The sequence below is a fragment of the Labrenzia sp. PHM005 genome (genome assembly GCF_006517275.1).
Classification (GTDB): domain Bacteria; phylum Pseudomonadota; class Alphaproteobacteria; order Rhizobiales; family Stappiaceae; genus Roseibium.
Genome location: NZ_CP041191.1, coordinates 456,513 through 483,115, shown reverse-complemented (window position 1 = coordinate 483,115; position 26,603 = coordinate 456,513). Strand labels below are relative to the sequence as shown.

Below are 26,603 nucleotides of genomic sequence, written 5' to 3'. Positions count from 1 at the left end.
AGTTGAGCGTAGGTCGAACGGGCCCAGGACGGATAGAAACCACGTCTAGGAGGGGTTTAAAACCCTCTGTTCACCACAAGTGGTGAGTCGAATGTTCGACGTTGACAGTTTACCGACAGGTCAACCGTCAAAAGAGTATCGCAAGATGCGAACCTCAGTGATCTATATCTAAATTCATTGAACTTCCGTCAAGATCACATTTGGCAATCAGAACACTTTTTTGGTGATTGCTATGTGATTGCTAGCATAATTTGGCTTGCTTGATATTTGCCGCTAAGTCATTGAAAAATATGGCGCACCCGAGAGGATTCGAACCTCTGGCCTCTGCCTTCGGAGGGCAGCGCTCTATCCAGCTGAGCTACGGGTGCTAGCGCAACGCACTATGATCAGCGCGGCGAATAGAGGGCTCTGATACAAGAGACTGCGGCGTGAGGCAACGGCTTTTTCAAAAAAGCAACAGCTTCCCGCAATGCCTCATTACCGCCGGCGTCAAAAAGCGAGGCGCGTAGATGCTGATTTTCCAATGATCGTCCACCCTTTGACAAAGGTGGGCCGCTTTCCCCATCTACCATCGGCCCAACAGGGCAATCTCTGACGAACAGCCCGCGCTTCTTAGTTAGAGATCTTCATTTGTATCTGGGCACAAGTTTCATTTGAGCAGTGTCCGCAAAACCTCCGCGTTGAATATAACGCTTAGGCAATCCTGTTTGCTCTCTTCCACTTTGAAATTGCGCCGGAAATAGCGGCCAAATAGTGGGCCTTATATCCCGGGATCTTGCGAGCAAGCAGATCGCGAATTGGTAGAAATTACAAGGTTAAAACACTGTAAACGCAACCGTTGACGCAACGGTATCTGTGCGTTGCGGTGATCGGTATAAAAAAAACGCGCAGCCATTAAAGACTGCGCGAAACAAGTTACTGTGCACGTGGCCCCATCGACCACGGCCGCAACTCTAGCTGCATATAATGAGAATGTCATTACCGTAAAATATTTTATTTTTTGATTTACTGCGATGCGACTGATCGTTATTCATTCTTGATCGTGATGGGTGAAAAAAAATAACGAAAATGTACTATATATTTCAGATGCTTAAAGTGATTGAAAAATGTGAACCAAATGTCACTAGTTTAATGTCTTCCACCAAAAAACGGCGAATTATTGGCAATTTTGCCGAGATGTTTCGCTACTTTTAGGCGTGTCTGCGACAACTTTCACGCGGGTAATTCCTTGCTGCACAAACCCGAGTTTCACAGCAGCAGCCTGAGTTACATCAATTACCCTGCCCTTTGCAAAGGGGCCTCTGTCATTAATACGGACCGTGACCGACCGGCCATTCGCCAAATTTGTCACTGTTGCCAAGGTGCCGAAAGGCAGTTTTCGGTGGGCAGCGGTTAATCCCTGGGGATCAGCGGGCTCACCGCTGGCCGTTTTGCCACGCAATTTATACCAGGAGGCTTTGCCGCATTGGACAAATTCACTGGCGGATGGTTCCTGGGGGGATAACAAGACTGCGCAAACCACGGCTGCGCCAAGGGCCCATCTTTGGAGCAAAGTCATGGATATTTGGTTCACGGCGGTAGTCTCCAGAAGCTGGTGAATTGTCGGTACAAGCACCACTGTTTGATGTCAGTCTTAATCGTTGGCCGTGATAAAACTGTGGCAAATTATGGATCGACGTCTATTTGAATAAAATTTTAGTAAAATATTCGAGTAATAAAGTAAAAATAGATTAACTATATTAATGCGAACATCTGTGGGTAGTTATTCGAACGCAAAAATCTGCATCATATTATGTTAGAGATGCTGCAACAAAGATGACGCGTAGGTGTTTTAGTTTCAGCGTCTTTTAAAGCAGCCTTTTGAAGAGGAATGTTCTGGTGCAGATCAGACATGGATTGGTGCGGGTCCCGCAATCGCGGTCCAATTCCCCAGATGATTTTGAAGGAGCGAAATTTTACGCGGACCTTCTGGAAGCTCTGCCGGCGCCGGCTGCCTACATTCGTCTGGACGGCCGGATACTGTTGAGCAACACCAAATTTGCGGAAATCTGCAAGGCATCCGGTTATGAAGCAGCGGCGCAAAACTTAAGAGACATGCTGTCGGAGGCTGGCTGGGGCCATTGCCAGGCCGCCCTGTCCATGTCGTTGAATGGTCTTCCGGCTTTGTCGAGCGGTACAATTGAATTCAACTGTGGTGCTGTGCTCTGCAATCATTTGGTCTGCACATCCTTTGTATCCTTGGCGAAGGACCAGCCTGCGGTGCTGGTTCAATTCGAACAAAGAACAATTGGACAGACCAACACCGGTGCAGCCGGGCGGCGTTCAGGTTCGCTTTTGTCGGGGATGGGTAGCAACCGCCCGGATGACGAAGGCGCTTTGTTGAAACATTTTCCAGATGACGTTCTGGTCTTTGATCCAGCAGCTTCTTCAAAGGAAAAGGCTGGTCGGATCCTTCAGGCCATCGACAGCGCCTATGATGCTGCCGATTTGGCAACGCAATTGGGTGAGCATCCAGTCGGGGTGACGCAGACGCTCTACATTCCCGAAACAGGCTTGCTGCAAGGGACCGAAACCGACCGGCGGATGTGCGAGATCCGTCTTGTACCTCTTCCGGGCACCGGGGAGGAAATCGAATCCGGCACGATGGCGATTATCCGCAGGAATGTCGATTGTCCGCATGAGGTTGCCGAAAACCGGCGCCTTGCTTATCAGGATCCCTTGACGAGCCTTGCCAACCGCCGCGCCTTTACCAAATCGTTGGATACGGAATTGCTGCGTCTTGCCAAAGACGAGACCAGCGGGCTGGCGGTATTTTACATCGATCTGGATGAATTCAAGAAGGTCAATGATCTGGGCGGGCATGATGCTGGGGACAGCATGCTTCAGCGGGTGGCGTCCAGCTTAGCCTTGACGCTAGGCGAATTTGGCACTGCTGCCCGGATCGGTGGTGATGAATTTGCCGGTATGCTTCCGGCGGTTAATCAAGAAGCTGCAATGGCGGTGGCTGAGAACATTCTTGAAGCCTTTGCGCGAATCCGGCTGGAAGTGGCTGATAGGGTGTTCACCATTGGCGGATCCATCGGCGTTGCCTATGCAGCCGACTGGGCCTCGGCTGAAAACTGCGACGGGGCAGGGTTGTTGGCTTTGGCAGACAGAGCCTGTCTGCGCGGAAAACGGTTCGGCGGGCAATCCGTTCAGGTTCATTCGGTGCAGGCGCGGGATTGCCCATCTGTTGGCGGCTGTGTCGAGACCTTGCCGGAGTTCGGAAACTTTCAAGCGAATGAATTGACGCTCTATTCCATGCCGATTGTTTGCTTGAAGAAACAAAAAAACTGCGGCGCAGAAATTCTATTGCGCCTTCAAGGCGACTTGTCACAGGGGCTCTCGTCGAAGGCGTGGATTTCTGCGGCAGAACGGTCTGGATTTATCGCGCAAGTCGACTCCTGGACCCTCGACAAGGTGTTGGACGCCGCCGAGCGGTCTCCAACACGCACCATACTGACGATGAATGTGTCTGCGGAATCGGCCAGAGATTCGAACTTCCGGGATAGTCTCTATCAGCGCTTGTCGATCAATCCCCTGCTGGCGTCACGTCTGTGTCTGGAGATTTCGGAAAAGGATTTTCTGCGGGAGCCGGCCGACATCAGTTATTTCATCAAGTTTGTATCGGACTTGGGGTGTCAAACTGCGATCGATGATTTTGCCGGACACTGGCCGGTTCTGTCCCGGCTAACCGGTCTGCGGGTTGATTGGCTGAAGTTGGCTGCCGGTGTCCCGCAAGAGGCCATGAACGATCCGGCCAAGGCCAGCCTGCTCAAGGCGCTCGTTTCGGCAGCGCGGGAGCTTGGCCTGAAAACCATCGCCAAACATGTCGAGGCCAGAGACGAGGCTGAATTCCTAAGTTCTCTCGATATCGAAGCCGCGCAAGGGTTTTATTTCGGCCGCCCAGAACCTTGGCCGGAAGCCAGCTAACTGGAAGCCAATCAACTTCAACGAAAAAAAGCGGCCATGAGGCCGCTTTTTCTTTGTGCACGGTGGAGCTGATCAGATGTCCAGGTTGGCCACGGCGAGCGCGTTGTCCTGGATGAACTCGCGGCGCGGGTCGACTTCATCGCCCATCAGCTTGGTGAAGATGTCGTCGGCATCATCCGCCTCGCGCACTTTCACCTGAAGGAGCGAGCGCACGTTCGGATCGAGCGTCGTTTCCCAAAGCTGGTCCGGATTCATTTCGCCAAGACCCTTATAGCGCTGCAGGGAAATGCCTTTTTGGCCGTAGGAGAAGATGTGCTGCAGGAGGGCGCGCGGACCGCGAATTTCCGTCGGAATGTCCTTACGCTGTAGGACGGCAGCCTTGCCATAGACATCGTGCAGATGTTCGGCATGGGCGGCCAAGCGGCGGGCGTCGGCGGAGCCAAGCAGGGCAGCGTCAATGGTGGCGACTTCCTGAACACCGCGCACGGTGCGCTTGAACACCAGGCTGCCATCGTCTTGCGCTTCGCCAGTCCAGCCACGCTCAAACTCGTCCGCCAGAATGTCCATCCGGCGGGCAATATAGGCGGCCGCCTCTTCGGCTTTGCTTTGGTCTTCCAGAATTTCCGTGTTCAGCGCACCGGCAATGGCGGCTTGTTCGACCACATCGCGGTTGTATCGGGAATGCAACCCATCGAAAATGTCAGCGATAGCGCGGGCGGTTTCCACCACCAGGCGCAGATCCTGGCCGGTGCGCACTTCGCCGCTGGCAAGTTTCAAGGACGTATCGTCTGAGCCTTGTGCGATGAGGTAGTTTTCTAGCGCGTCCTGGTCTTTCAGGTATTGTTCGGACTGGCCGCGCTTGACCTTATAGAGTGGTGGCTGCGCGATGTAGACGTAGCCATTCTCAATCAACTCCGGCATCTGCCGGAAGAAGAAGGTCAAAAGTAGTGTCCGGATGTGAGCGCCATCGACGTCAGCATCGGTCATGATGATGATCTTGTGATAGCGCAGCTTCTCGATGTTGAATTCTTCCTTGCCGATCCCCGTGCCGAGCGCAGTGATCAAGGTGCCGATTTCGTTTGACGACAACATCTTGTCGAAGCGGGCCCTTTCCACATTGAGGATCTTACCGCGCAGCGGCAAAACGGCCTGATTTTCCCGGTGCCGGCCCTGTTTGGCCGAGCCGCCCGCAGAATCACCCTCCACCAGGAAGAGTTCGGCCTTGGAGGCATCGCGTTCCTGACAATCCGCCAGTTTGCCGGGCAGGGAGGCCACATCCAATGCGCCTTTGCGCCGGGTGAGTTCACGCGCCTTGCGGGCTGCTTCACGGGCAGAGGCGGCTTCAACCACCTTGGAAACGATTGTCTTGGCCGGTGCCGGATTTTCTTCCAGCCATTCGCCCAGGGTCTGGGAAATGAGGTTCTCCACCACTGGCCGGACTTCTGACGAGACGAGCTTGTCTTTTGTCTGAGACGAGAACTTTGGATCAGGCACCTTGACTGACAAGACGCAGGTCAGGCCCTCGCGGCAGTCATCCCCTGACAGGGAGACCTTTTCTTTTTTCATCAAACCGGTCGATTCCGCGTAGCCGGTGACCTGGCGGGTGAGCGCGCCACGGAAACCGGCCAAATGGGTGCCGCCATCGCGCTGCGGAATGTTGTTGGTGAAGCACAGCACCTGCTCGTGATAACTGTCGTTCCACCACATCGCGGCTTCCACCGTGATGCCGTCTTTTTCTGCGCGAACCGCAATTGGTGTCTCGATCAGCGGGTGCTTGGCTCGGTCCAGATATTGAACGAAGGCTTCAAGGCCGCCCTCATAGAAGAGTTCCTCGACTACATCTTCGACACCACGTTTGTCGGTCAGAATGATGCGGACGCCGGAATTCAGGAACGCCAGCTCGCGTAGGCGGTGTTCTAGCGTGCCGAAATCAAATTCGGTTTTGGTGAAGGTTTCCGGAGACGGCAAGAAGGTGACTTCCGTCCCCTTCTGGCCATTTGCCTGGCCAACCACCTCCAAAGGACCTTGGGCTTCACCATGAGCAAAGACCATGAAGTGTTCCTGGTCGTTCCGCCAGATGCGCAGTTCCAGTTTTGTGGAAAGCGCATTCACCACAGAAACGCCAACGCCATGAAGACCGCCGGAGACCTTATAGGAATTCTGGTCGAATTTCCCGCCTGCGTGCAGCTGGGTCATGATGACTTCGGCTGCCGAGACGCCTTCTTCGGGGTGAAGATCCGTTGGAATGCCGCGACCGTTGTCAGACACCGTCACTGAACCGTCAGGGTTCAAGGTTACGGTCACATGGTCCGCATGACCGGCCAGAGCTTCATCGATGGCGTTGTCGACAACCTCATAGACCATGTGGTGCAGGCCGGAGCCATCATCGGTGTCGCCGATATACATGCCGGGGCGTTTGCGAACAGCATCCAGGCCTTTCAGGACCTTGATGGAGTCGGCGCCATATTCGGCTCCGTTTTCAGCTTCGGGAGTGGCGCCAGGCTCGGACGTTGACATATCGCTCATGCGAATCATTCACCAATCGGTTTTTGTTTCTCGCCCACGTTATACGGTGTTCCAACGGGCGTTCAAACCACCCACGGGCTGCAAGCAGTTCCACAGTGGGAATATAGTGGAAAACCATATGATTCAGGCGGATTTATGGGGCTGTCACACGCCGCTCAGGTGCGCCTTGTCATTGCCAACTTCAAAGACCTCAGACTGAGCGGGAAGTGCATCGAATAAAGCTCTGTCTGTCCCGGTCATAAAGACCTGGCCTCCAAGCGACTCTAGCTTTGCAAAAAGGGCCGCGCGCCGGGCCGGATCGAGATGTGCTGCGACCTCGTCGAGCAACAGCACCGGGGTCAATCCAGAGACCTTTGCTGTGAGTTCGGCATGCGCCAAAACAAGGCCGATCAGAAGTGCCTTTTGTTCTCCGGTGGAAGATTGTGAGGCGGGCATGTCCTTGGCGGCGTGGCGGACTTTCAGGTCGCTCAAATGCGGGCCAGAGAGGGTTCGTCCAGCGGCCCTGTCGCGAGGCCGGCCCTGCTCCAAAAGCCGGCAGTAGTGGTCCTCTTGATCAGACGCGCTCATTTCGAGCATTTCCGCTTCAAAAGCACCTTCAAGCGAGAGGCTGGCTTGTGGAAAAGTTGAGCCTTCCAACGGCTGGTCAGAAATCATTTGCCGCAACAAGCCAACGGTTTCCTGGCGCGCGAGGGAAACGGCCGTCCCCAAACTTGCGACTTGCAATTCCAGTGCACTCAAATAAGCGTCCGAGGCACCTTGATCCAGCAGCTTGTTTCGCTGGCGCAAGGCGCTTTCAAAATCACTGACCCGCCGTCCGTGCGCTGGGTCGATAGCCAGTGTCAGGCGGTCAAGAAATCGGCGGCGGTCAGAACCCGGACCGGTGAACAGGCCGTCCATTGCTGGAACCAGCCATAAAACCCGCATGTAATCCAAAAGACTTTCGGATGAGCGCATATCCTCGCCGTCGATCCGAACTTTTCGGCCAGGCACACCCGTGGTGGCGCCGGTGCCGAGGCTGCTTTCGATGCCGTCGAGTAGGATTTTGGCTGCAACGCTCCAGCTGCCGTTGCCGCCTTTACGGGCAATGTCGGCGAGGGCCGCCCGCCGCAATCCGCGGCCGGCGGTCAAAAACGAAATTGCTTCGAGAATATTTGTTTTACCGGCACCATTCGCGCCGACAAAGGCCACCATCTTTGCCGACAGATCGATCGACAGGGCGGCATAGTTGCGGAAGCCGGTCAATGTCAGGCGGGTCAGGCGTGCCGACCGGTACTCAGTCATACCCAGCTTCCGTTGATGTTAACGCCGCAGCTTAAACCCGCATCGGCATCAGAACGAACAGGCAATCATCGACCGTGTTGTCCTGAATGAGGGTTGGGGAGCCGGAATCGGCCAGCCGGAACAGGGCGGTGTCGCTGCTGAGCTGGTTGGCGATGTCGAGCAGATAGCGGGAGTTGAAGCCAATCTCGAGCGGGTCAGAATCGTATTCAACCGCCAGCTCTTCTGTCGCGCTGCCGGAATCCGGGTTGTTGACGGTCAGCACCATACGGCCATCGCCGAGCGAAATCTTGACGGCACGGCCGCGCTCAGAGGAGATCGTTGAGACGCGGTCGACGGCTTCTTTAAACTCGTCCCGGTCAACGCGCATTTCCTTGTCGTTGCCTTGCGGAATTACCCGGCCATAGTCCGGGAACGTTCCATCGATCAGTTTGGACGTCAGAACAATGGTGTCGGTGGTAATACGGATCTTGGTATCAGACAGCTCGACTTGAACATCGGCTTCCGGATCTTCCAGAAGTTTCTGGATTTCGCCAACCGTTTTACGCGGCACGATGATACCCGGCATGCCGGATGAACCGGATGGGGCGGTAACTTCGGCTTGGGCGAGCCGGTGACCGTCTGTAGCGACTGCGCGGAATTGTTGACCATTGCTCGCGTCGACCGTGTGCAGGTAAATACCATTCAGATAATAGCGGGTTTCTTCGGTCGAGATCGCAAACTGGGTCGTATCGATCAGCTTGCGAATGTCGGCAGCACTCAAGGTAAAGCCGTGGCTGAACTCACCGGCTGTCAGATCGGGAAAGTCCGTTTCCGGCAACATCTGAAGCGTGAACTTTGAGCGCCCGGCACGGATTTCCAAAGTGGTGTCGTCGCCGGTGGTTTCCAGAACAACCTGTGAGCCTTCCGGCAGTTTGCGCACGATGTCATAAAACATGTGGGCTGGAACGGTGGTGGCACCCGGCATTTCGATCATGGCCGGAACGGTTTCAACGATCTCTAGATCCAGATCGGTTGCCTTCAGGTTCAAGGCGCCGCCATCAGCGCGCAGCAACACGTTGGAGAGGATCGGAATTGTATTCCGGCGTTCGACCACCCGGTGAACATGGGTCAAGGACTTGAGGAGGTCGGTCCGCTCGAGGGTCGCTTTCATACGTTACATCCGTACTCGTGAAACGCCGGATAGAACACCCGGCAAACAAGGATTTTCTCAGGCTCCGGCAAGGGAGCGGGGGAAAGACACTGCCCTCAACGGGCTCTAAAAGCAAGGGGGCGTCCGCTTGGAACGCCCCCAATTCTCGCTGAAAAGGCAGTCTATTTGTCTTAGGCGTCCAGCATGCGCTTCAGAAGCTCGATTTCTTGCGCCAGCGCGTAGTCTGCACGGGCCATTTCTTCGATTTTGCGGACTGCATGCAACACTGTTGTGTGGTCACGGTTTCCAAAGCGGCGGCCGATTTCCGGCAGCGACCGTGGTGTCATGACCTTTGCCAAATACATTGCGATCTGCCGCGGGCGAACGATCGTGCGGGTACGGCGGGCGGACAGAAGGTCTGCCTTGGTCACATTATAGTGCTTGGAGACAACCCGTTGGATGTCTTCGATTTTCACCCGGCGCGGCTCACTGGAGCGGACCAGATCGCGCAGGGTCATTTCCGCCATTTCCTGCGTAATCGGCTGATTGGTCAGCTGATTGTGCGCAATCAGGCGGTTCAGCGCGCCTTCCAGGTCACGGCCTGAAGATGCGACGTGGCGGGCAATGTAATCCAGAACGGAATCTGGAACATCGAAAGCCGGGTAAGACTTGTGCGCGGCTTCAACCCGGGAGACCAGGATATTCCGGCGCAAGACGAAATCGGGCTCCTGGATGCCGACTACAAGACCGCCAGACAGCCGCGAACGGACGCGGTCATCTAATGTATCGAGATCAGACGGTGCGCGGTCGGCTGCAACAATCACCTGGCGTGCGCCATCAATCAGGGCGTTCAGGGTGTGGCAGAATTCCTGCTGAACCTGCTTGCCATGAAGAAACTGCATGTCATCGATCAGGAGGAGGTCGATGGTGCGCAGGTTTTCCTTAAACGCTAAGGCGGATTGAGATTTCAACGCGGCAACGAACTTGTACATAAAATGTTCAGCCGTCAGGTAGAGAACCTTGCGGCCGCTGTTGCGTACCTTTGCTGCAACGGCTTGCATCAGGTGGGTTTTGCCAAGGCCCACAGATGCATGCAGATAAAGCGGGTTAAACGTCACCGCGCCGCCTGCGGCGACCTGCCGGGCTGCAGCAAGGGCGAGATTGTTGGAGTCGCCCTCAACAAATGTCTCAAAAGTGTATTTCGGATCGAGCGCCGCGCCTTGCAAAACATCGCGGGCGTTGTCCGGCACCGTGTCGCCGCGACCAACAGCTGCTGTTGCAGCCTGGGCACGGGTGACCAAAGATGCATCCCCAAGTCCCTCAGAGCGGGTTTCAATGGAAGCCGGTTGAGCGCCTGCCGGTCCGGCAGGAAGGCTCGGTTGAACCGCTGCGACTTGGCGCGGACGAATGGCGCCGCGAACTGTCAGTTCGATGCGGTGGACGTTGTCGCATTCGCGCTGCCAAAGCCCCATCAGCCGGTCATTGTAGTTATTCTGGATCCATTGTTTCAAAAAACGGGTCGGAACGGACAAACGGACTGTGCCGTCCTGATGCTCCTCAAGATCAACCCGCGCGAACCAGCTGGTGAACACATCGTCCCCCAGTTCAGCGCGGAGCTGTTTCTTGACCCGCGACCAATGTTCGGAGCCGCCTGCCTCCTGAACCTGCATGTTATCTGCCTCCTGTATATGAAGAACAGTCCGCCACAGCCGTTCCTCGTTCATTTAACGCCTTGCCGCTTTTGCAGCTTATTGTCCCGGTTTTGGGACGGTTATATTAGTGATCGGGCAAAGCCCTTTCATGTGCCCCTGTTTCCAGGGGTATTTCTCAACTTTGTATCCAGGGCAGTCCGGCGGCCTTCCATCCAGACTGGGTCCCGCGATGGCTCTCGGGGTTGAGAGCGCCTTCGAAACCATCAGATATGTTGAAGCATTTCGTGTAGCCGGCCTGCGTCATCGCTTGAGCGGCTGATTGACTGCGCGCGCCGGAGCGGCACAGAAAATAGATCGGCGTGTCTGGGTCAAGTCCTTTTTTTGTGAAGAGGTTAGAAACCTCCTGAACAAACCCGGAATTCGGCCCGCTTGGGGGGAAACTCTGCCATTCTGCAAAAAGGGTTTCTTTGCTGAGTGGGCGCAAATCTGGCACCCCGACAAAGGTCCATTCTGCATGTGTCCGCACGTCGATAAGCACCGCACCCGGCACCTCCGAAAGTGCCTGAAACGCGGCTTGTGCATCTACATCGCCAGCATACCCTAAGTCACTAAACACAACGCCCCCTTTCAACAGCTGTTGGGCTGTTGATCTAAAGTCTTTTTATGGAATGTTAAATGGAATTTTGTCTGGATAGTCCCTAAGAGTGGGGTATATTGAATACAATAATGTATTCACCCGCAGCTCTACTGGGCAAGTGCTTAGATATGTTAGGTTTCAACTTATTCATTTTTGGATCCAAGCACTGATTTTCGTTTTTCACCGGTCTTTTGTCTGCCAGCAATGAGACAATATACAGACAGGGCTTCTGGTTCAACAGGCGCTTTCGCCGATTATCGATTCTGACGCCAAATGCGCCCAAAATGACACATCTGTGGCTCACTGTGGGTGATGCAGCAAACGCTTTTCCCAGCAATAACTTTTTGCCATTTCAGGGTGCGCAGCGGGGGTGTTTCGACTTTTTTAAAAAAAATTTCGGATCAGATACCTTGACTCGTATCGAATCCGGTTTGATCGGGTTTCTGAGAGCCTACATGTATGTAAGATATTGAAATAATTAAAAAACTTATGATATTGGCGTACCTGTAAAAATTTACAATCTTTCCGCGTGTGGGGGCGTTTGAAAGCAATCCACAAAATTACGCGGCTAAAAAAACCCGGCACAGAGGCCGGGTTCTTTCAGTTGGTCCATTTAAGGACTAATTTAAGCGCCGAGTGCCTTGATCCGGGCATTAAGGCGGGAAACTTTCCGCGATGCCGTGTTGGCATGCATGACGCCCTTGGTGGCAGCGCGCATGATTTCCGGCTGTGCCACTTTAAAGGCGTCGTTTGCAGCAGCCTGATCTCCAGAAGCGATGGCTTCTTCAACCTGGCGCAAGTATGTGCGTACGCGGCTCCGGCGAGCTTTGTTCGTGGCCGTCCGGCGGGCAATCTTGCGGGCCGCCTTCTTGGCCGATGGTGTGTTGGCCATGGGCTCAATCCTGATCGGTATAATGGGACTTGTGTCCGGTGGCGATCGGGGCTTGGGCGCCGTGGCGGTGAGACCCGATCAAAAAACAACGGCGGCAGAAAACCGCCACCGATTGGGCGCTGCTTATAATCGCGTGAAAGGCTGGCGTCAACGGCTTTGTCGCTGACACCTCAAGTTTATTTGTTGTTGAACTGCGGCGAGCGCTTTTCAGAAAAGGCCGACATGCCTTCTTTTTGGTCTTCAAGAGCAAACATTGCATGGAAAACACGGCGTTCGAAACGCACACCTTCCGACAATGTCGTCTCGTAAGACCGGTCGACACTCTCCTTGGCCATCATGACAACAGGAAGGGAGAAGTCCGCGATTTTCTCGGCAGCTTTCAGGGCTTCTTCCAGAAGATCATCCGCTGGAACCACACGGCTGACAAGTCCGCTGCGTTCTGCTTCTTCGGCATCCATCATCCGGCCGGTGAGAACCATGTCCATGGCTTTTGACTTGCCGACAAAGCGGGTCAGGCGCTGGGTGCCGCCGGCGCCCGGGATCACCCCAAGCGTGATTTCCGGCTGGCCAAACTTGGCTGTGTCGGCCGCAATGATGAAATCGCAGAGCATAGCGAGTTCGCAGCCGCCGCCGAGCGCATAACCGGCAACCGCTGCGATGATCGGCTTGCGGTTTTGTGACACCCGGTCAAACGGTGTGATCAGATCGGTTTGGTAGGCAGAGGAAAAGGTATGCGGCTGCATTTCCTTAATGTCAGCACCAGCGGCAAAGGCTTTCTCAGAGCCGGTGATCACCACACAGCCGATTTTTTCGTCTGCATCATATGCGTCTAGGGCCGCGCCAAGCTCACCAACCAGGGCTGAATTCAAAGCATTGAGCGCCTTGGGGCGGTCCAAGGTGATCAGCCCGACCTTGCCGCGTTTCTCAACCCGGATGTTTTCGTATCCCATCGTGTCTGCTCCCCATAGCAGGATATCTATAAAGTCTGGGCCATGGGTACCCGAGGGGGCGGGGTCTGGCAAGCGTCGCAGTAGTCCTTACACCCGGTTCTACCCTTGGCAAAGCGGACAATAAAAGGTCGATCTATTGGATTGGACCATCCGGGCAATGGTGCCCTTGCACTTTGGCGTGCGGCAGGGTTCGCCCTCCCGGTCGTAGACCGCGAAAGAGTGCTGAAAATACCCAAGGGAGCCATCTGCCTGGGTGTGGTCTCTCAGAGATGAACCTCCTGCCTTGATGGCATCTTCCAGGGTCTGGCGGATGTTTTCTGCAAGTAAATTGGCTTTTGCGGTGGGCCGTCCGGATTTTGTGACGAGCGTACCTGCAAGCCGTTTGGGGCTCAGGCCGGATCGCCAGAGCGCCTCACACACATATATGTTGCCGAGGCCAGCAATCAGTTTTTGATTGAGAAGGGCGGCTTTTAAGGGAGATTTCCGGCCGGCAAACAGGCCCGCCAGCACGTCTCCGTTCAAAGCGTTGCCAAGGGGTTCTAGCCCGAGGTCTTTAAAATATGGATGGGCTTCTAATTCCGGCCTTGCAACGAGATCCATAAAACCAAACCGCCGCGGGTCATTATAGATGATCCGGGCGGCTGCGCCGTCCTTCGATTTCAGATGAAATACCACGTGATCGTGTTTCGGATCCTTGCTGCGTTCGTGAGCAAAGCTGCCGGGCGTTGTGTTGTCTGCATCGTTTTCGATCCGGAACGATCCGGACATGCCCAGATGCATGATCAAAACATCACCGCAATCAATGTCGGCCAGAAGATATTTTGACCGCCGGGATAGGGATGTCACAACACGCCCGGTCAGCCGGTCCACAAAATCACTGGGGAATGGAAAGCGCAGGTCCGGGCGATTTTGGTCTACACGGACAAGCTGGCCACCCTCAAACGTTGGTGCCAATCCGCGTTTCACCGTTTCCACTTCTGGCAATTCAGGCATTTATTCTCTGGTCTCCATTCGTCCGGCGCGATATAGGCCTGCGGCATATGGTGTTTCCGTGACCGGCAACGATAGCGCTCGGCAGAGGCTTGTACTATGGTCCGGCGCACTTTTAACAAAAGAATGACGCTTCGACCCGCCAGGAGCCGCGCAGATGACGCAACAGGCACAGAGCCAGAACCGCACGCCAGAAGATATGCCGACCAGCTTCGGCTTCACAAAGGTTGGCGAAGGACAGAAGCAAGCCCTCGTGGATGATGTCTTTCATAAGGTCGCTGACCGTTATGACCTGATGAATGACCTGATGTCTGGCGGCCTGCACCGGGTTTGGAAGGATGCGATGGTGTCCTATCTGGCACCGCCCAAATCACCTGCTTCCAATTGGCGGCTTTTGGATGTTGCCGGCGGTACTGGCGATATTTCTACCCGGGTGGTTGAGCGGTCCAATAGGAGCGCAAAAGCGGTTGTCTGCGACATCAACAATTCCATGCTGAACGTTGGGCGCGACCGGGCGGAGAAAGCGGGCCTGTCGGACCTCATCACTTTTTCCCAGGGCAATGCCGAAGATCTGCCGTTTCCGGATAAGAGTTTCGACGCTTATACGATCGCCTTCGGTATCCGTAATGTGCCCGATATTCCCAAAGCGCTCCGGGAAGCGCACCGGGTTTTGAAGCGCGGTGGCCGGTTCATGTGCCTCGAATTTTCCGAAGTGGATGTTCCTGGTCTCGACAAAGTGTACGACATGCTGTCGTTCAACGTGATCCCGCCACTTGGCAAATGGGTGACAGGTGACGCTGATCCGTATCAGTATCTGGTGGAATCAATCCGCAAATTCCCGAGCCAGGAGCGCTTCGCCGAGATGATCCGTGACGCTGGATTTGAACGGGTCAATTACCGCAATTATTCCGGCGGGATCGCCGCATTACATTCCGGATGGAAACTCTGATCCATGGCCTTTGCTGTGATGCCTTTTTTCCGTCTGGTACGGGCCGGTTTTGTGATGGCCCGCGAGGGCGTGTTCGGCTTGGCGCATCTTCCGGATCTGCCAGCTGGTCCGCGCATTGCAATTGCCGTTGCGCGCCTTATCGAACGCCGGTCAGTCAAAAACAAAAGTGCAGAGCTTCGCCTGTCTGATGCGCTCAACAGGCTCGGGCCATCTTATGTGAAGCTCGGTCAGTTTTTGGCCACGCGCGAGGATGTGGTTGGCAAGGAAGCCGCACGGGATCTGTCCGCGCTTCAGGATCAGCTGGCTCCCTTTGATCATGAGGAAGCCCGCAAGGTGATTTCCGAGCAGCTTGGTCAGCCGATTGAAGACCTGTTTGTGGATTTTGGCGAGGCCGTCGCTGCCGCGTCGATCGCACAGGTGCATCCGGCCACTGTCCGCGGCAAGGACGGCACTGAACGCAAGGTTGCCGTGAAAGTCTTGCGCCCGGGTGTCAGGCGGCGTTTCAAGCGTGATCTTGAGAGCTATTATTTGGTGGCGCGATTGGCGGAACGGTTTCACGAGCCGTCGCGCCGGCTGCGGCCGGTCGCTGTCGTCGATACACTGGCTCAATCTGTCGCTATGGAGATGGACTTCCGTCTGGAAGCCGCCGGCCTGTCGGAAATGGCGGAAAACACGGCTGATGATCCGGGCTTCCGGGTGCCGGAAGTCGATTGGGTGCGCACATCTAAGAGCGTCCTCACCATGGAATGGATCGACGGCCGCAAAATGTCGGATGTCGAGGGATTGGCTGAAGATGGTCAGGACTTGGTGGCGCTGGGCGATGCTGTCATCCAAAGCTTCCTGCGCCATACCCTGCGCGATGGATTCTTTCATGCCGACATGCACCAGGGCAATTTGTTCGTGGAAGCTGATGGCACCTTGGTTGCTGTTGATTTTGGCATTGTCGGCCGGCTGAACAAACGTGAGCGCCGGTTCCTGGCGGAAATTCTGTTCGGCTTCATCACTCGCAACTACAATCGTGTTGCGGAAGTGCATTTTGAAGCGGGTTACGTTCCTGCCAACCAAGATGTTGACATGTTTGCGCAGGCCATTCGTGCAATCGGCGAGCCGATCCATGGCCATGATGCCAGTGAAATCTCCATGGCGCGGCTGCTCACGCAGCTGTTTGAGGTCACCGAGCTCTTTGAGATGCGTACTCAGACTCAGCTGATCATGCTGCAAAAAACCATGGTCGTGGTCGAAGGAGTTGCCCGCTCGCTCAATCCGCGTCTGGATATGTGGAAGACCGCCGAGCCTGTCGTCGGAAGTTGGATCGCGGAACATTTGGGGCCGGTTGGCAAAATGCGGGATGTCGGAGATGTTATCTCCTCTCTGGCGCGGATTGCCAATGACATGCCGCTCTTTGCCGACCGCATTGGCCGTATGTCTGAAGAGATCGAAAAAATGACCACGCAAGGCCTGCGCTTCAGTGACGAGACCGCCGAGGCGATTGGCAAGGCCGAAGCCCGCCACACCCGGTCTGGCCGAGCGGCGCTTTGGGTGATTGCGGCGGCACTCAGCGCGATGGCGGTGAGCGTGTTTTTGAATTGATATTTGCGTTCTGAGCTGTCAATAGCTTCGATCCGGATGGGGCCGAGAGGGGACAGGTTGTTCTATAGGTAACCTGAAACTCTCTCTGGCTACACCCAGCACTCTCACCAAGCTGCCCTTATCCATTTTGCGCTGCGATTCACGTTCTTGCCGGTGTCGTTAGCGCTTTAAAACTTTGTACTTTTCCAAATTACTACGATGTTTGAATTTGTGAGAGTGGCTGGATTCCGTTCTCAGGTCAGCAACGATACCTCGCATGAATATACGATATTTATACATTGTTAAAAAAATCAGTATAGCAGCTGATTGATTGCTAATTACTGGTTGTATTTGCTATGTGCGGTATTGTCGCCTCCACGCAGCGGATTGGGCTGTTTGTTTTCGTACTGATTTCATGGGCAGCGGTGGCTCTCATAAGTTGGACCAGGGCCATTGAGATTGACTACATGTCCTTCGCCCCGTTTTGGGGTGTCGGCATGGTATTCTATTTCGCCGCCGCATTATTGGTTCTTATCAAGGACCAATATGTTTCGGCTGTCTGTGAGATCTTGGGCGCGTTGTTTTTACTGGTCGTCCCGATTTTCTTGTCAACATTCCTCGCCATATCGCTTCGTATGCCGCTTGCTGATGATTGGCTGATCGCTGCTGACAGAGCCATTGGGTTCGATTGGGTCGCCTACATCCATTTCATCGACCAATATTTATTTCTGATCCAGTTCTTTACCGCAATCTATGATGTTTTCTTCATTCTGATATTGGCTGTACCTCTGTTGTTGATTTTCAGCCGGAAAATCGAACTTGCATTTGGATTTGTTTTTGGATTCGAATTCCTGTCACTCTTCTCCAGCGTGATATCGATATGGTTTCCGTCTATGGGGGCATTTTATTCCTACGGTGTTCCTGCGAGCGAATTGGAGCATATGGTTCCAACAATCGGGTATGGTTTTTTGGAGCAGTTTCAGATCGCTTATGGCGGTCATCTGCAATCAATATCTGTTGTGAACTTGTCTGGAATTCTTTCGTTCCCGTCCGTTCACGCAGGTGTCGGTTTCTGGGTTTTTTGGTCCGCAAGAAAAGTCAAATGGGCACGTTGGCCGGTTTGTTTCTCAGCCCTTGCTATGGCTTTGTCGGCCATTTCCCATGGAAGTCACTACTTTGTTGACATATTGGCAGGCCTAGGCGTGGCAATTGTCACCGGTTGGGTGACCTCAAATTGTTTTCTGGCACAATGGTCGTTGCCGAGTTTGGGCACAGTGCTTCACAAATTGGGCCTCCGTGAGGTTAATAAACCAAAATCAGCACCCACTCTCGTTGACGGTGACGTTCTCCAGGCTGGACCTTCAGTGCCCATCCATAAAGAACAGTCGGCCTAAGTATCTAAAACGAAGCGAAAATCGTGATTCTGTCAGGCGCGCGACTCATTGGGTGATTGCGGCGGCACTTGGCGCGATGGCGGTGAATTTCTGGATCTAAGGAAATGTTGCCAGGCCATTCAGCCCGGGTCGGGATTATTGCGATGTTGACCAAGTAGAAAGATCATTCTACCTGTGTGGGTGAGATGAATTTTGGCTGGAGAACTCGATGCCACATATTCCCGACCAAATGAGCGGTATGGTTCTAACCGGCCATGGCGGACTTGATTGCCTGGAATGGCGCGAAGATTTGTCCGTACCGCAACCAGAGCCGGGCCAAGTGCTGATTAGGGTTGGCGCAGCCGCCATCAACAACACAGACATAAACACCCGGACCGGCTGGTATTCAAAAAGCGTGCGCGGTGATACAGCCGCTGCAGCTTCAGAGGGCTATGGCGGGCAAACCGATGCAGATGGGGCCTGGTCCGGAGCACTCCAGTTTCCACGCATTCAAGGCGCAGATTGCTGCGGTGTGATCGTTGCTGTTGGCGGCGGCGTAGCGGACTCGCGGATCGGTGAGCGGGTGCTCGTCAGGTCTATGCAGGTGCCAAAGAGCGCGCATGCTGGTTTGCCGCTTGTCACATTCGGTTCTGAATATGACGGTGGATTTGCCGAGTATGCTGTCACGTATTCAGAAGACGCTCTCGCAGTCTCTTCGCGTTTGAGCGATGTTGAGCTGGCGTCGTTTCCCTGCGCGTATTCGACCGCTGAAGGCATGATCCAACGATGTTCCCTAAAGGCCGAGCGGGTGCTGATTACTGGTGCCTCCGGGGGGGTTGGGTCTGCCGCGATCCAGCTGGCAAAGCGCCGGGGCGCTCATGTCACAGCAATTACGTCACCGGAAAAGGCCGAGGAACTCAAAGGTATCGGCGCCGATGAAACATTGGGCCGGAATGATGCGCTGCCGGAGCAATCTTTTGATGTGGTTCTGGATCTTGTGGGCGGGCCAAAGTTTCCGCTGCTGATTGACGCGCTGAAGGGCGGCGGCCGCTATGCAGTGGCCGGAGCCATTGCTGGCCCAATTGTCGAACTGGATTTGAGAACCCTTTACCTCAAAGATTTGTCTTTCTTCGGCTGCACCAAGCAAGACCCGAGAGTTTTTGAGGATCTGGTGGGTTACATTGAGCGCGGTGAAATCTCGCCAGTGGTGGCCAAAACGTTTGCTTTGAAAGACATGCGGAAGGCGCAAGAGGCCTTTTTATCAAAGCGGTATGCCGGAAAAATAGGTCTTGTGGTGGAAGAGGCATAGGTCCTCACGATCCACTGGCAGTGTCAGGGTAGGATACCATCGGACAGGGCGTCGGTAAGTGTCTGTCCGGCTGCTTCTATATGGTGTTTCAGGATTGTAACCGCCTTTTCTGAGGCCCGGTTCGCACAGGCATCGACCAAGTCTGCGTGATCTTGCAGCCAGTCGGATGTCCGGTTCGGCAAGATGCCGTATCCGGCGATGTGAATCCGGCAAGTGCGCCGCAGGTCTTCGATCATCCGGAGTTGCCGCGGCTTTTTGGCGGGCTGGTAGAGGGTTTTGTGGAACTCCCAATCGCCGTCCGCCCAACGGGCCGTTTTGGCATCGATCGAAGAGTGTTCCAGGGCCGTTGACAGAGTATCCAAATCATCTTGGTCCATCTTGCCGATGGCCTGCTGAAGACAGTCGCATTCTAGCAAGATCCGCAGGTCGTAAATCTCGCGAATTTCGTCGACCGATAAAGAGATAACGCGGGCACGCCGGTTGGGAACAAGGTCGATCAAACCCCTGGCGGCAAGCAGCTGCAAGGCATCGCGAACCGGGATGCGGCTGACATCAAACCGCACAGCAATCTCGCCTTGTTTCAGCTCGGTACCAGGGCGGTAGCTGCCCGCAATGATGTCAGCCTGAAGTCGATCGGCAATGCGCTCTGCAGACATTCTTCCTCCCCAGCTTCTGATGGCTTTTTGAACCTTGGATAAGGCACTTGACAGTGGCGCACAATATGAAATGTATAAATGTATACATTTGGAGTGTTGAATGACAAAGAAACACGAATACCAGTCCAAAATAGTTTGGACCGGAAACCGCGGCGAGGGGACCCGGACCTACAAGGGCTACGACCGGACTTGGGAAATCCGGACGCCCGGCAAACCGCCCGTGCCTTGCTCAAATGACCCATTGCTGGGCGGCGATCCGGCACTGCACAATCCGGAAGACCTGCTGGTGTCAGCGCTCTCTAGCTGCCACATGCTCTGGTATCTGCATCTGGCCAGTAACGCGGGTATTGCCGTGAGCGGTTACGAAGATGTGCCAGTTGCCGTTGGTGAAACGGAAGCAAGCGGTGCCGGCCGGTTTTTAAGTGCAACCCTCCGACCCAAAATCACCGTGCCGTCCGGAACCGATCTTGGTGCGGCCGATGCCATTCATCATGAGATCCACAAGGTTTGTTACATCGCCCGGTCTGTAAACTTTCCAGTGAATTTCGAAGCCACATATGTAGAAGTGTGACGCAGCTTAAACCGGCCAATCCCTTTGATCAGCGGTCATCCAAAATCGCCAGGCCAACCAACATGAGGACTATCGCCGGTCCGGTCTTTACCAAAGCTCCGAGCGGTTCAATCCACATATCCGGTGTCAAAATGGCGGCGCCAATCATGTAAAAGATTGAAACGCCAATACCTGCCAACAAACCAATTGCGCAGGTTCTGCGCCAAATAATTGCCAGGCCAACAAGGATATCGATCAAGCTGCTAACAACAGTAATCGCATAGGCGGCCCAAAGCGGGAAGCCGTGGGATGTGAGAATGTTAGATGCAGCATCAAAGGCCACGGTCAGCGCGATCAATCCTGACAAAGTCCAAAAGACAAACAGCGTCGGAAGGGTGAGGGCCTTGAGAAGATACAGGCGGGAAAACCAACGCTCTTGAATGGTTGCAGGTCTTATTTGAAGGGCATCGAGAAGGTGTGTTGGTTTTAAGCCAGTCGCCTCCAGCCATCGGCTGGGATCGCCTTCGACACCCCGTTCGAGCTCTTTAATAGCTGTAGTACGGAGCGGCGGACGCCACCCGAGTTTGGCTGCAAAATCTCCGGTTTTTGCAAGAGGTGCAATCAGCCACTTTGGCGACGACATCCGGAATCCAGGCCCACCTAACCAGCGGCGCAGCGCATCCACCGTCGTTCCGACCGTCTGAGGGTCAGGGGACATGACGTCCCAGATTTCGCGATAGCTCTTCTTCTCGGATTTGCGGGCTTCGATGACAGTCAAAACAGTATCTGCGATATCCTGGAGGGCCGTAAAACGAAACGGTTTTGCGCGGTATTCATCAGGCAGATCGATCGGCAGCGCAGCAACCGACCGAAGGAGCGCACTCCCGCCGAAAGCCCCGGGAGCATAAACAAATCCAGGCCTTAAAATAATATGGTCCAGGGAACTGGACGAGATAACGCCTTCAGCCTCGCGCTTGGTCGTCGCGAAGGGCGTTGTATCGTTTTCCTTTTGTCCGGGGATGGAGAGATGGATCAGCAAACGTGGCTTTTCATCCTGCGTCATTGCCGAAACAAGTCTGCTCACGAACTCAGTGTGAACATCCTTTGTGTTGCCGGAGGGCGTGTCCTGGAGAATGCCGACGCAATTGATGATGACATCGAAGCTATCGATCAGGGTAAAAAGGTCGCTGTCATCCAATGATGTGAAATCAGTTTCGACGGCTGTTTCTAAAGAAAGGATCTGACCGGTCGTAAATCGCCGGGCAATCGGTGTGACATCATGTCCCTGGATCCGAAGTGCATGCGTGATGGCTTCACCAATGAGGCCGGAGGCACCTAAAACGGCTATTTTCTGCATAATCCCTACCATAAATCGGGTTTGGCAATCATCAGCCAAAAAATGGCCATGACAGATCCGAAACCTGGAAAGCCAAACGCGAACCACCAGCGGAAGAATTTGTAATAGGCGACAGGCAAGCGGGTATCGTTCGCAGCAGCTTCTTTAGCCAAATCCCGCATCCTGATTTGAAACCAAACAACCGGAAGCCAGAATGCACCGGCAACCCCATAAAGCGCCAGCGATGCAAGGATCCAACCGCTGGTCATGGGATAGCCAACTTCGCGGATCAGGAGATAACCACTGACCGGTTGGGCAATCACGGCTGTTGCGGTGAACAGCGTGTCTGCAGCGACCACAACTGCTGATGTCTTGGCAATGAAAGCAGGATCTCTGCTCCTGTGTGCCATCAACATGAAAAACGCGATGCCGGTTCCAGTGCCCAGAAGAATGACCGCACCGATCACATGAACATATTTCAAGAAAAAATAGGTCATCGGCTGCCGATGAAAAAATTGAATTTAGCGTCACTTTTACATGAGGTATGAGGCCAGTAAAGTCTTGAATTTCAGATACAAAGAGCGTTAGGGCATAGGAGACACCCGCCGAAGTGTCAGATTGATCCGGCCGCCATTTTTCAAAAGCGTTGAAGTGCCTTTCAAGACGCGGTCAATGCCGTGAAAAGCGAGGCGGGCCTCTCCGCCAAGCACCACAACATCACCTGAGTTTAGACGGAACGACTTGGTCGGGTCTTTACGGCTGGTGCCGCCGACCCGGAAAGTAGCCGTATCACCAAGAGACACGGAGACAACGGGCGCGTCAAAAGTTAGTTCATCCCGGTCTTGATGCAGTCCCATGCGCGCACCGGTTTCATAATAATTGATTAAACAAGCTTCGGGCTCAGGCGCAGCCGGAGCGACTTCTTTCCAAAGATCCAAAAGCGTTGCTGGAATTTCTGGCCAGGGTTCGTTGGTGATCGGGTGCTTCGGTTGATAGCGGTAGCCATTGATATCAGACACCCAGCCAAGTGGCCCGCAATTGCTCATCTTGACCGAAAACGCTTTGTCCGTTTTGGGCATGGCCGGTTGAAACAGCGGTGCCTCCTCGATGATCTTGCGGATCTTAGCAAGGAGGATTTCCTGCGCGGCGCGGTCAAAGTGGTCCGGTGCATATTTGAGGCCGGTCAGACCGTTGATGTTGATGTTCTGCATTCTTCCGATGTAACTGCTCGCTGCGTTGCAAAAGGGTATGCCGCCGGTATCGCAAATCCGAAATTGTTGAAAAGTGCCCCCATGCGGCCGGTGGCACTTGGCCGGTAACCTTATGGGAAGTTTTTTGGCCGACATATCCAGAAGTCAGCAAAAGCCTGTGAAAAGGTCTCTTGCAGGCAAAGTTTCATCCACCTATATAGCGGTCAAGCGTCGCGCACCGAATTGTATATGACTTCGGGGGCGGCATCCGGACAGGTGTCCGGGACTTAAATTGAGAGGAGCCGGTACGACGCCTTTAAGGGTCCAGCCGGTTTGCTAGAAAGAGAGGCAGATATGGCAAAGGTCATTGGTATCGACCTCGGCACGACGAACTCGTGCGTGGCCGTTATGGACGGCAAAGATTCCAAAGTAATTGAAAACGCAGAAGGCGCCCGCACCACCCCTTCCATGGTGGCATTTTCTGACGACGGCGAGCGTCTCGTTGGCCAGCCGGCAAAACGCCAGGCGGTCACAAACCCGACAAACACTCTTTTTGCAGTTAAGCGCCTGATCGGCCGCCGGTTCGATGATCCGACCGTTGCAAAAGACCAGAAGTTGGTTCCGTTCGAAATCGTCAAAGCCGACAACGGCGATGCTTGGGTTAAATCCAACGACGAAAAATATTCCCCGTCGCAGGTTTCCGCGTTCATCCTTCAGAAAATGAAGGAAACCGCTGAGAGCTATCTGGGCGAAAAAGTCGAACAGGCTGTTATCACTGTTCCGGCTTACTTCAACGATGCACAGCGTCAGGCAACCAAGGATGCCGGTAAAATTGCTGGCCTGGAAGTCCTGCGCATCATCAACGAGCCGACCGCAGCAGCCCTCGCTTACGGCCTTGATAAGAACGACGGCAAGACCATCGCGGTTTACGACCTTGGTGGCGGTACCTTTGACGTTTCCATCCTGGAAATCGGCGATGGCGTCTTTGAAGTGAAATCCACCAACGGTGACACGTTCCTCGGTGGTGAAGATTTCGACATGGTTCTGGTCGACTATCTGGCTGCTGAGTTCAAGAAAGAACAGGGCATCGATCTGAAGAACGACAAGCTGGCTCTGCAGCGTCTGAAAGAAGCTGCTGAAAAAGCGAAGATCGAACTCTCTTCCGCATCCCAGACTGAGATCAACCTGCCGTTCATCACCGCAGATGCGTCTGGTCCGAAGCACCTGACCTTGAAGCTGACCCGTGCGAAGTTTGAATCGCTCGTCGACAAACTGGTCAAGCGCACCGTCGATCCGATGAAAGCGGCGTTGAAAGACGCTGGTTTGACTGCCGGTGACATCGACGAAGTCGTTCTGGTTGGCGGCATGACTCGCATGCCGAAAGTTCAGGAAACCGTTCAGAACTTCTTCGGCAAAGAACCGCACAAAGGCGTGAACCCGGACGAAGTCGTGGCCATGGGCGCTGCGATCCAGGCCGGTGTTCTGCAGGGCGATGTTAAAGACGTTCTCTTGCTCGACGTGACCCCGCTGTCGCTCGGCATTGAGACCCTTGGTGGTGTCTTTACCCGCCTGATCGACCGCAACACGACGATCCCGACCAAGAAGAGCCAGGTGTTCTCGACCGCTGAAGACAATCAGACGGCTGTGACCATTCGCGTCTTCCAGGGCGAGCGGGAAATGGCTGCGGACAACAAGATCCTCGGCCAGTTCGATCTGGTTGGCTTGCCGCCGGCACCGCGCGGTGTTCCGCAGATTGAAGTCACTTTCGACATCGATGCCAACGGCATCGTCAACGTGTCCGCGAAAGACAAAGGCACAGGCAAAGAGCAGCAGATCCGCATCCAGGCATCTGGTGGTCTTTCCGACGCCGACATTGATCAGATGGTCAAGGACGCGGAAGCCCACGCTGACGAAGACAAGAAGCGTAAGGAACTGGTTGAAGCCAAGAACCAGGGTGAGTCCCTTGTTCATTCGACCGAAAAGTCCCTTGCCGACTATGGCGACAAAGTGTCTGAGGACGACAAGTCCGCGATCGAAAGCGCTCTGGAAGCTCTGAAGTCTTCGCTTGAAGGTGAAGATCTGGAAGACATCCAGGCTAAGACACAGGCTCTGGCCGAAGCGTCCATGAAACTTGGCGAAGCCATGTATCAGCAGGCGCAAGCAGATGCCGAAGCTGACGCTGAGGGCGGTGAAGCCGGCAGCGAGCAGGCCGAGGACGATGTCGTCGATGCGGACTTCGAAGAAGTCAAAGACGACGACGACAAAAAATCTGCTTAAACTAAAAACCATCAGCCAGCCGGAAAACCGGCTGGCTGATAGACTATTTGCACAGCGCCGTTTGCCTGGTTGTCCAAAGACAAAGGAGCCGCGAACGGCGCTTCGCCGTACTTGGCGCCAAACACTTTTCGGCAGCCAGCGGTGTAACAAGACCGAGAGATCTTGATGTCCAAACGTGATTTCTACGAGGTTCTGGGAGTTGCGCGCGATGCGGATGAAAAGGCGCTAAAAAGTGCCTACCGCAAGATGGCGATGCAATTTCACCCCGACCGCAATCCAGGTGATGCGGAAGCGGAAGCGAAGTTCAAGGAAGTCAATGAGGCGTATGACACGCTGAAGGATGGTCAAAAACGGGCTGCCTATGACCGGTTTGGTCATGCGGCGTTTGAAAATGGTGGATTTGGCGGCGGTGGCGGCGGTGCTGGCGCCCATGACTTCTCGTCCACCATGTCTGATATTTTTGAAGAATTCTTCGGCATGGGCGGTGGTGGTGGCCGCCGGTCCAGCGGCCGCGAGCGTGGCGCGGACCTCAGATACAATCTGGATATTTCGCTGGAAGATGCCTTTGCCGGCAAGACTGTCGAGATCGAAGTCCCGACCAGCATTACCTGTGACACCTGCTCTGGGTCAGGTGCAAAACCTGGCACAAGCCCGACGGCGTGCCGGACCTGTGGTGGTGCTGGCCGGGTCCGGGCAGCGCAAGGTTTTTTCACCTTGGAACGGACATGTCCGGCCTGTCAGGGCAAAGGGCAGGTAATTACTGATCCTTGTGGCGATTGCGGCGGGTCAGGCCGGAAAACCCAGGAACGGAACTTGTCGGTCAACATTCCGGCAGGCATCGAGGATGGCACAAGGATCCGGCTTGCTGGCGAAGGCGAAGCAGGCCTGCGCGGTGGCCCGGCCGGGGATCTCTATATATTCCTCTCTATCAAGCCGCATGATCTATTCCAGAGGGATGGGGCAGATCTTTATTGCCGTGTGCCGATCTCCATGTCGACAGCAACCCTTGGTGGTCAGTTCGATGTGCCCACGGTAGATGGGGCAACCAGCCGGGTGAAGGTGCCGGAAGGTACACAGACCGGAAAACAGTTCCGGTTGCGCGGTAAGGGCATGCCGGTGATGCGCTCCAGCCAGCATGGCGACATGTATATTCAGGTGACTGTCGAAACACCGACCAATCTGACCAAACGCCAGCGCGAACTTTTGGCTGAGTTCGAAAAGGAATCCTCAGGTGAAAATCATCCCGAATCTGCGGGCTTTTTCTCCAAGGTGAAGGATTTTATCGACAATTTAAGTACATAATAGACGTGCCTCACCGGTAGAAACCGCGGCCGAACACGCCTATATGTTCTAAAAGGACAGGCG

At 54.6% G+C, this 26,603-nt stretch carries 21 protein-coding genes and 1 tRNA gene; 8 read left to right on the top strand and 14 right to left on the bottom strand.

Features of this window, described 5'->3' with window-relative positions:
- Positions 1 to 291: 291 nt before the first annotated feature.
- Positions 292 to 368, bottom strand: a tRNA-Arg gene (locus tag FJ695_RS02350).
- 788 nt (positions 369 to 1,156) lie between these two features.
- Positions 1,157 to 1,558 (bottom strand): septal ring lytic transglycosylase RlpA family protein, encoded by a 402-nt coding sequence (locus FJ695_RS02345; protein WP_141188538.1) that lies wholly within the window; start codon positions 1,556 to 1,558, stop codon positions 1,157 to 1,159.
- Between the two features lie 320 nt (positions 1,559 to 1,878).
- Between FJ695_RS02345 and FJ695_RS02340 the strand changes: the two genes are divergently transcribed.
- Positions 1,879 to 3,972, top strand: a complete 2,094-nt coding sequence (locus tag FJ695_RS02340) for an EAL domain-containing protein (protein ID WP_209010890.1) — start codon at positions 1,879 to 1,881, stop codon at positions 3,970 to 3,972.
- 72 nt (positions 3,973 to 4,044) lie between these two features.
- Here FJ695_RS02340 and gyrB read toward each other — a convergent pair whose 3' ends face one another.
- From gyrB to mutM, 8 genes are all read right to left on the bottom strand, one after another.
- The gene (gene gyrB / locus FJ695_RS02335) at positions 4,045 to 6,498 is read right to left on the bottom strand and encodes a DNA topoisomerase (ATP-hydrolyzing) subunit B (RefSeq protein WP_141183939.1); all 2,454 of its coding nucleotides are present in this window, start codon (positions 6,496 to 6,498) and stop codon (positions 4,045 to 4,047) included.
- Between the two features lie 144 nt (positions 6,499 to 6,642).
- Positions 6,643 to 7,779, bottom strand: a complete 1,137-nt coding sequence (recF, locus tag FJ695_RS02330; RefSeq protein WP_141183938.1) for a DNA replication/repair protein RecF — start codon at positions 7,777 to 7,779, stop codon at positions 6,643 to 6,645.
- A 31-nt stretch (positions 7,780 to 7,810) separates the two neighbouring features.
- On the bottom strand, positions 7,811 to 8,929 hold the full coding sequence (gene dnaN, locus FJ695_RS02325) for a DNA polymerase III subunit beta (protein ID WP_141183937.1): 1,119 nt from the start codon (positions 8,927 to 8,929) through the stop codon (positions 7,811 to 7,813).
- A 170-nt stretch (positions 8,930 to 9,099) separates the two neighbouring features.
- Complete coding sequence (gene dnaA / locus FJ695_RS02320; protein WP_141183936.1) at positions 9,100 to 10,578, bottom strand: chromosomal replication initiator protein DnaA; 1,479 nt, start codon at positions 10,576 to 10,578, stop codon at positions 9,100 to 9,102.
- A 157-nt stretch (positions 10,579 to 10,735) separates the two neighbouring features.
- The gene (locus FJ695_RS02315) at positions 10,736 to 11,176 is read right to left on the bottom strand and encodes a rhodanese-like domain-containing protein (protein WP_141183935.1); all 441 of its coding nucleotides are present in this window, start codon (positions 11,174 to 11,176) and stop codon (positions 10,736 to 10,738) included.
- A gap of 646 nt (positions 11,177 to 11,822) precedes the next feature.
- Positions 11,823 to 12,089 carry a 30S ribosomal protein S20 gene (gene rpsT, locus FJ695_RS02310; RefSeq protein WP_141183934.1) on the bottom strand — a complete coding sequence of 89 codons (267 nt, stop codon included), beginning with the start codon at positions 12,087 to 12,089 and terminating at the stop codon, positions 11,823 to 11,825.
- 176 nt (positions 12,090 to 12,265) lie between these two features.
- Positions 12,266 to 13,039, bottom strand: coding sequence for an enoyl-CoA hydratase (locus FJ695_RS02305; protein WP_141183933.1), 774 nt, complete (start codon positions 13,037 to 13,039; stop codon positions 12,266 to 12,268).
- Between the two features lie 99 nt (positions 13,040 to 13,138).
- Positions 13,139 to 14,032 carry a bifunctional DNA-formamidopyrimidine glycosylase/DNA-(apurinic or apyrimidinic site) lyase gene (gene mutM, locus FJ695_RS02300; RefSeq protein ID WP_141183932.1) on the bottom strand — a complete coding sequence of 298 codons (894 nt, stop codon included), beginning with the start codon at positions 14,030 to 14,032 and terminating at the stop codon, positions 13,139 to 13,141.
- Positions 14,033 to 14,186: 154 nt separating this feature from the next.
- On the opposite strand from mutM, the gene ubiE reads away from it, so the two are divergent.
- From ubiE to FJ695_RS02280, 4 genes are all read left to right on the top strand, one after another.
- Entirely contained in the window at positions 14,187 to 14,978 is a 792-nt protein-coding gene (gene ubiE / locus FJ695_RS02295; RefSeq protein ID WP_141183931.1) for a bifunctional demethylmenaquinone methyltransferase/2-methoxy-6-polyprenyl-1,4-benzoquinol methylase UbiE, read from the top strand.
- Between the two features lie 3 nt (positions 14,979 to 14,981).
- On the top strand, positions 14,982 to 16,568 hold the full coding sequence (ubiB, locus tag FJ695_RS02290) for a 2-polyprenylphenol 6-hydroxylase (RefSeq protein WP_141183930.1): 1,587 nt from the start codon (positions 14,982 to 14,984) through the stop codon (positions 16,566 to 16,568).
- A 446-nt stretch (positions 16,569 to 17,014) separates the two neighbouring features.
- Positions 17,015 to 17,941: a phosphatase PAP2 family protein gene (locus tag FJ695_RS02285; protein WP_168206236.1), complete on the top strand. Its 927-nt coding sequence runs from the start codon at positions 17,015 to 17,017 to the stop codon at positions 17,939 to 17,941.
- Between the two features lie 208 nt (positions 17,942 to 18,149).
- Positions 18,150 to 19,229, top strand: coding sequence for an alcohol dehydrogenase family protein (locus tag FJ695_RS02280; RefSeq protein WP_141183928.1), 1,080 nt, complete (start codon positions 18,150 to 18,152; stop codon positions 19,227 to 19,229).
- Positions 19,230 to 19,252: 23 nt separating this feature from the next.
- On the opposite strand, the gene FJ695_RS02275 is transcribed toward FJ695_RS02280, so the two are convergent.
- Positions 19,253 to 19,885 (bottom strand): GntR family transcriptional regulator, encoded by a 633-nt coding sequence (locus FJ695_RS02275; RefSeq protein ID WP_141183927.1) that lies wholly within the window; start codon positions 19,883 to 19,885, stop codon positions 19,253 to 19,255.
- A 100-nt stretch (positions 19,886 to 19,985) separates the two neighbouring features.
- On the opposite strand from FJ695_RS02275, the gene FJ695_RS02270 reads away from it, so the two are divergent.
- A complete protein-coding gene (locus FJ695_RS02270) occupies positions 19,986 to 20,456 on the top strand; it encodes an OsmC family protein (protein ID WP_141183926.1) in 471 nt (156 codons plus the stop codon).
- Between the two features lie 28 nt (positions 20,457 to 20,484).
- Here the strand turns inward: FJ695_RS02270 and FJ695_RS02265 are convergent, their stop codons facing one another.
- The 3 genes from FJ695_RS02265 to FJ695_RS02255 form a co-directional block, all read right to left on the bottom strand.
- On the bottom strand, positions 20,485 to 21,792 hold the full coding sequence (locus tag FJ695_RS02265; RefSeq protein WP_247653779.1) for an SDR family oxidoreductase: 1,308 nt from the start codon (positions 21,790 to 21,792) through the stop codon (positions 20,485 to 20,487).
- 5 nt (positions 21,793 to 21,797) lie between these two features.
- Positions 21,798 to 22,268 carry a DUF2269 domain-containing protein gene (locus FJ695_RS02260; protein WP_141183924.1) on the bottom strand — a complete coding sequence of 157 codons (471 nt, stop codon included), beginning with the start codon at positions 22,266 to 22,268 and terminating at the stop codon, positions 21,798 to 21,800.
- Positions 22,269 to 22,355: 87 nt separating this feature from the next.
- Positions 22,356 to 22,982, bottom strand: coding sequence for an alpha-ketoglutarate-dependent dioxygenase AlkB (locus tag FJ695_RS02255; RefSeq protein WP_141183923.1), 627 nt, complete (start codon positions 22,980 to 22,982; stop codon positions 22,356 to 22,358).
- Positions 22,983 to 23,315: 333 nt separating this feature from the next.
- On the opposite strand from FJ695_RS02255, the gene dnaK reads away from it, so the two are divergent.
- The gene (dnaK, locus tag FJ695_RS02250) at positions 23,316 to 25,238 is read left to right on the top strand and encodes a molecular chaperone DnaK (protein ID WP_141183922.1); all 1,923 of its coding nucleotides are present in this window, start codon (positions 23,316 to 23,318) and stop codon (positions 25,236 to 25,238) included.
- Positions 25,239 to 25,403: 165 nt separating this feature from the next.
- Positions 25,404 to 26,540 (top strand): molecular chaperone DnaJ, encoded by a 1,137-nt coding sequence (gene dnaJ / locus FJ695_RS02245; RefSeq protein WP_141183921.1) that lies wholly within the window; start codon positions 25,404 to 25,406, stop codon positions 26,538 to 26,540.
- Positions 26,541 to 26,603: the final 63 nt, after the last annotated feature.

Excerpts from the sequence above, each read along its gene's own strand:
- dnaK (WP_141183922.1), top strand. The coding sequence starts at position 23,316 with ATGGCAAAGGTCATTGGTATCGACCTCGGCACGACGAACTCGTGCGTG.
- FJ695_RS02255 (WP_141183923.1), bottom strand. The coding sequence starts at position 22,982 with ATGCAGAACATCAACATCAACGGTCTGACCGGCCTCAAATATGCACCG.
- ubiB (WP_141183930.1), top strand. The coding sequence starts at position 14,982 with ATGGCCTTTGCTGTGATGCCTTTTTTCCGTCTGGTACGGGCCGGTTTT.
- ubiE (WP_141183931.1), top strand. The coding sequence starts at position 14,187 with ATGACGCAACAGGCACAGAGCCAGAACCGCACGCCAGAAGATATGCCG.
- FJ695_RS02305 (WP_141183933.1), bottom strand. The coding sequence starts at position 13,039 with ATGGGATACGAAAACATCCGGGTTGAGAAACGCGGCAAGGTCGGGCTG.
- recF (WP_141183938.1), bottom strand. The coding sequence starts at position 7,779 with ATGACTGAGTACCGGTCGGCACGCCTGACCCGCCTGACATTGACCGGC.
- FJ695_RS02280 (WP_141183928.1), top strand. The coding sequence starts at position 18,150 with ATGCCACATATTCCCGACCAAATGAGCGGTATGGTTCTAACCGGCCAT.
- FJ695_RS02345 (WP_141188538.1), bottom strand. The coding sequence starts at position 1,558 with ATGACTTTGCTCCAAAGATGGGCCCTTGGCGCAGCCGTGGTTTGCGCA.
- FJ695_RS02275 (WP_141183927.1), bottom strand. The coding sequence starts at position 19,885 with ATGTCTGCAGAGCGCATTGCCGATCGACTTCAGGCTGACATCATTGCG.
- mutM (WP_141183932.1), bottom strand. The coding sequence starts at position 14,032 with ATGCCTGAATTGCCAGAAGTGGAAACGGTGAAACGCGGATTGGCACCA.
- FJ695_RS02285 (WP_168206236.1), top strand. The coding sequence starts at position 17,015 with ATGTCCTTCGCCCCGTTTTGGGGTGTCGGCATGGTATTCTATTTCGCC.
- gyrB (WP_141183939.1), bottom strand. The coding sequence starts at position 6,498 with ATGAGCGATATGTCAACGTCCGAGCCTGGCGCCACTCCCGAAGCTGAA.
- FJ695_RS02270 (WP_141183926.1), top strand. The coding sequence starts at position 19,986 with ATGACAAAGAAACACGAATACCAGTCCAAAATAGTTTGGACCGGAAAC.
- dnaN (WP_141183937.1), bottom strand. The coding sequence starts at position 8,929 with ATGAAAGCGACCCTCGAGCGGACCGACCTCCTCAAGTCCTTGACCCAT.
- FJ695_RS02260 (WP_141183924.1), bottom strand. The coding sequence starts at position 22,268 with ATGACCTATTTTTTCTTGAAATATGTTCATGTGATCGGTGCGGTCATT.
- FJ695_RS02265 (WP_247653779.1), bottom strand. The coding sequence starts at position 21,792 with ATGCAGAAAATAGCCGTTTTAGGTGCCTCCGGCCTCATTGGTGAAGCC.
- dnaA (WP_141183936.1), bottom strand. The coding sequence starts at position 10,578 with ATGCAGGTTCAGGAGGCAGGCGGCTCCGAACATTGGTCGCGGGTCAAG.
- dnaJ (WP_141183921.1), top strand. The coding sequence starts at position 25,404 with ATGTCCAAACGTGATTTCTACGAGGTTCTGGGAGTTGCGCGCGATGCG.
- rpsT (WP_141183934.1), bottom strand. The coding sequence starts at position 12,089 with ATGGCCAACACACCATCGGCCAAGAAGGCGGCCCGCAAGATTGCCCGC.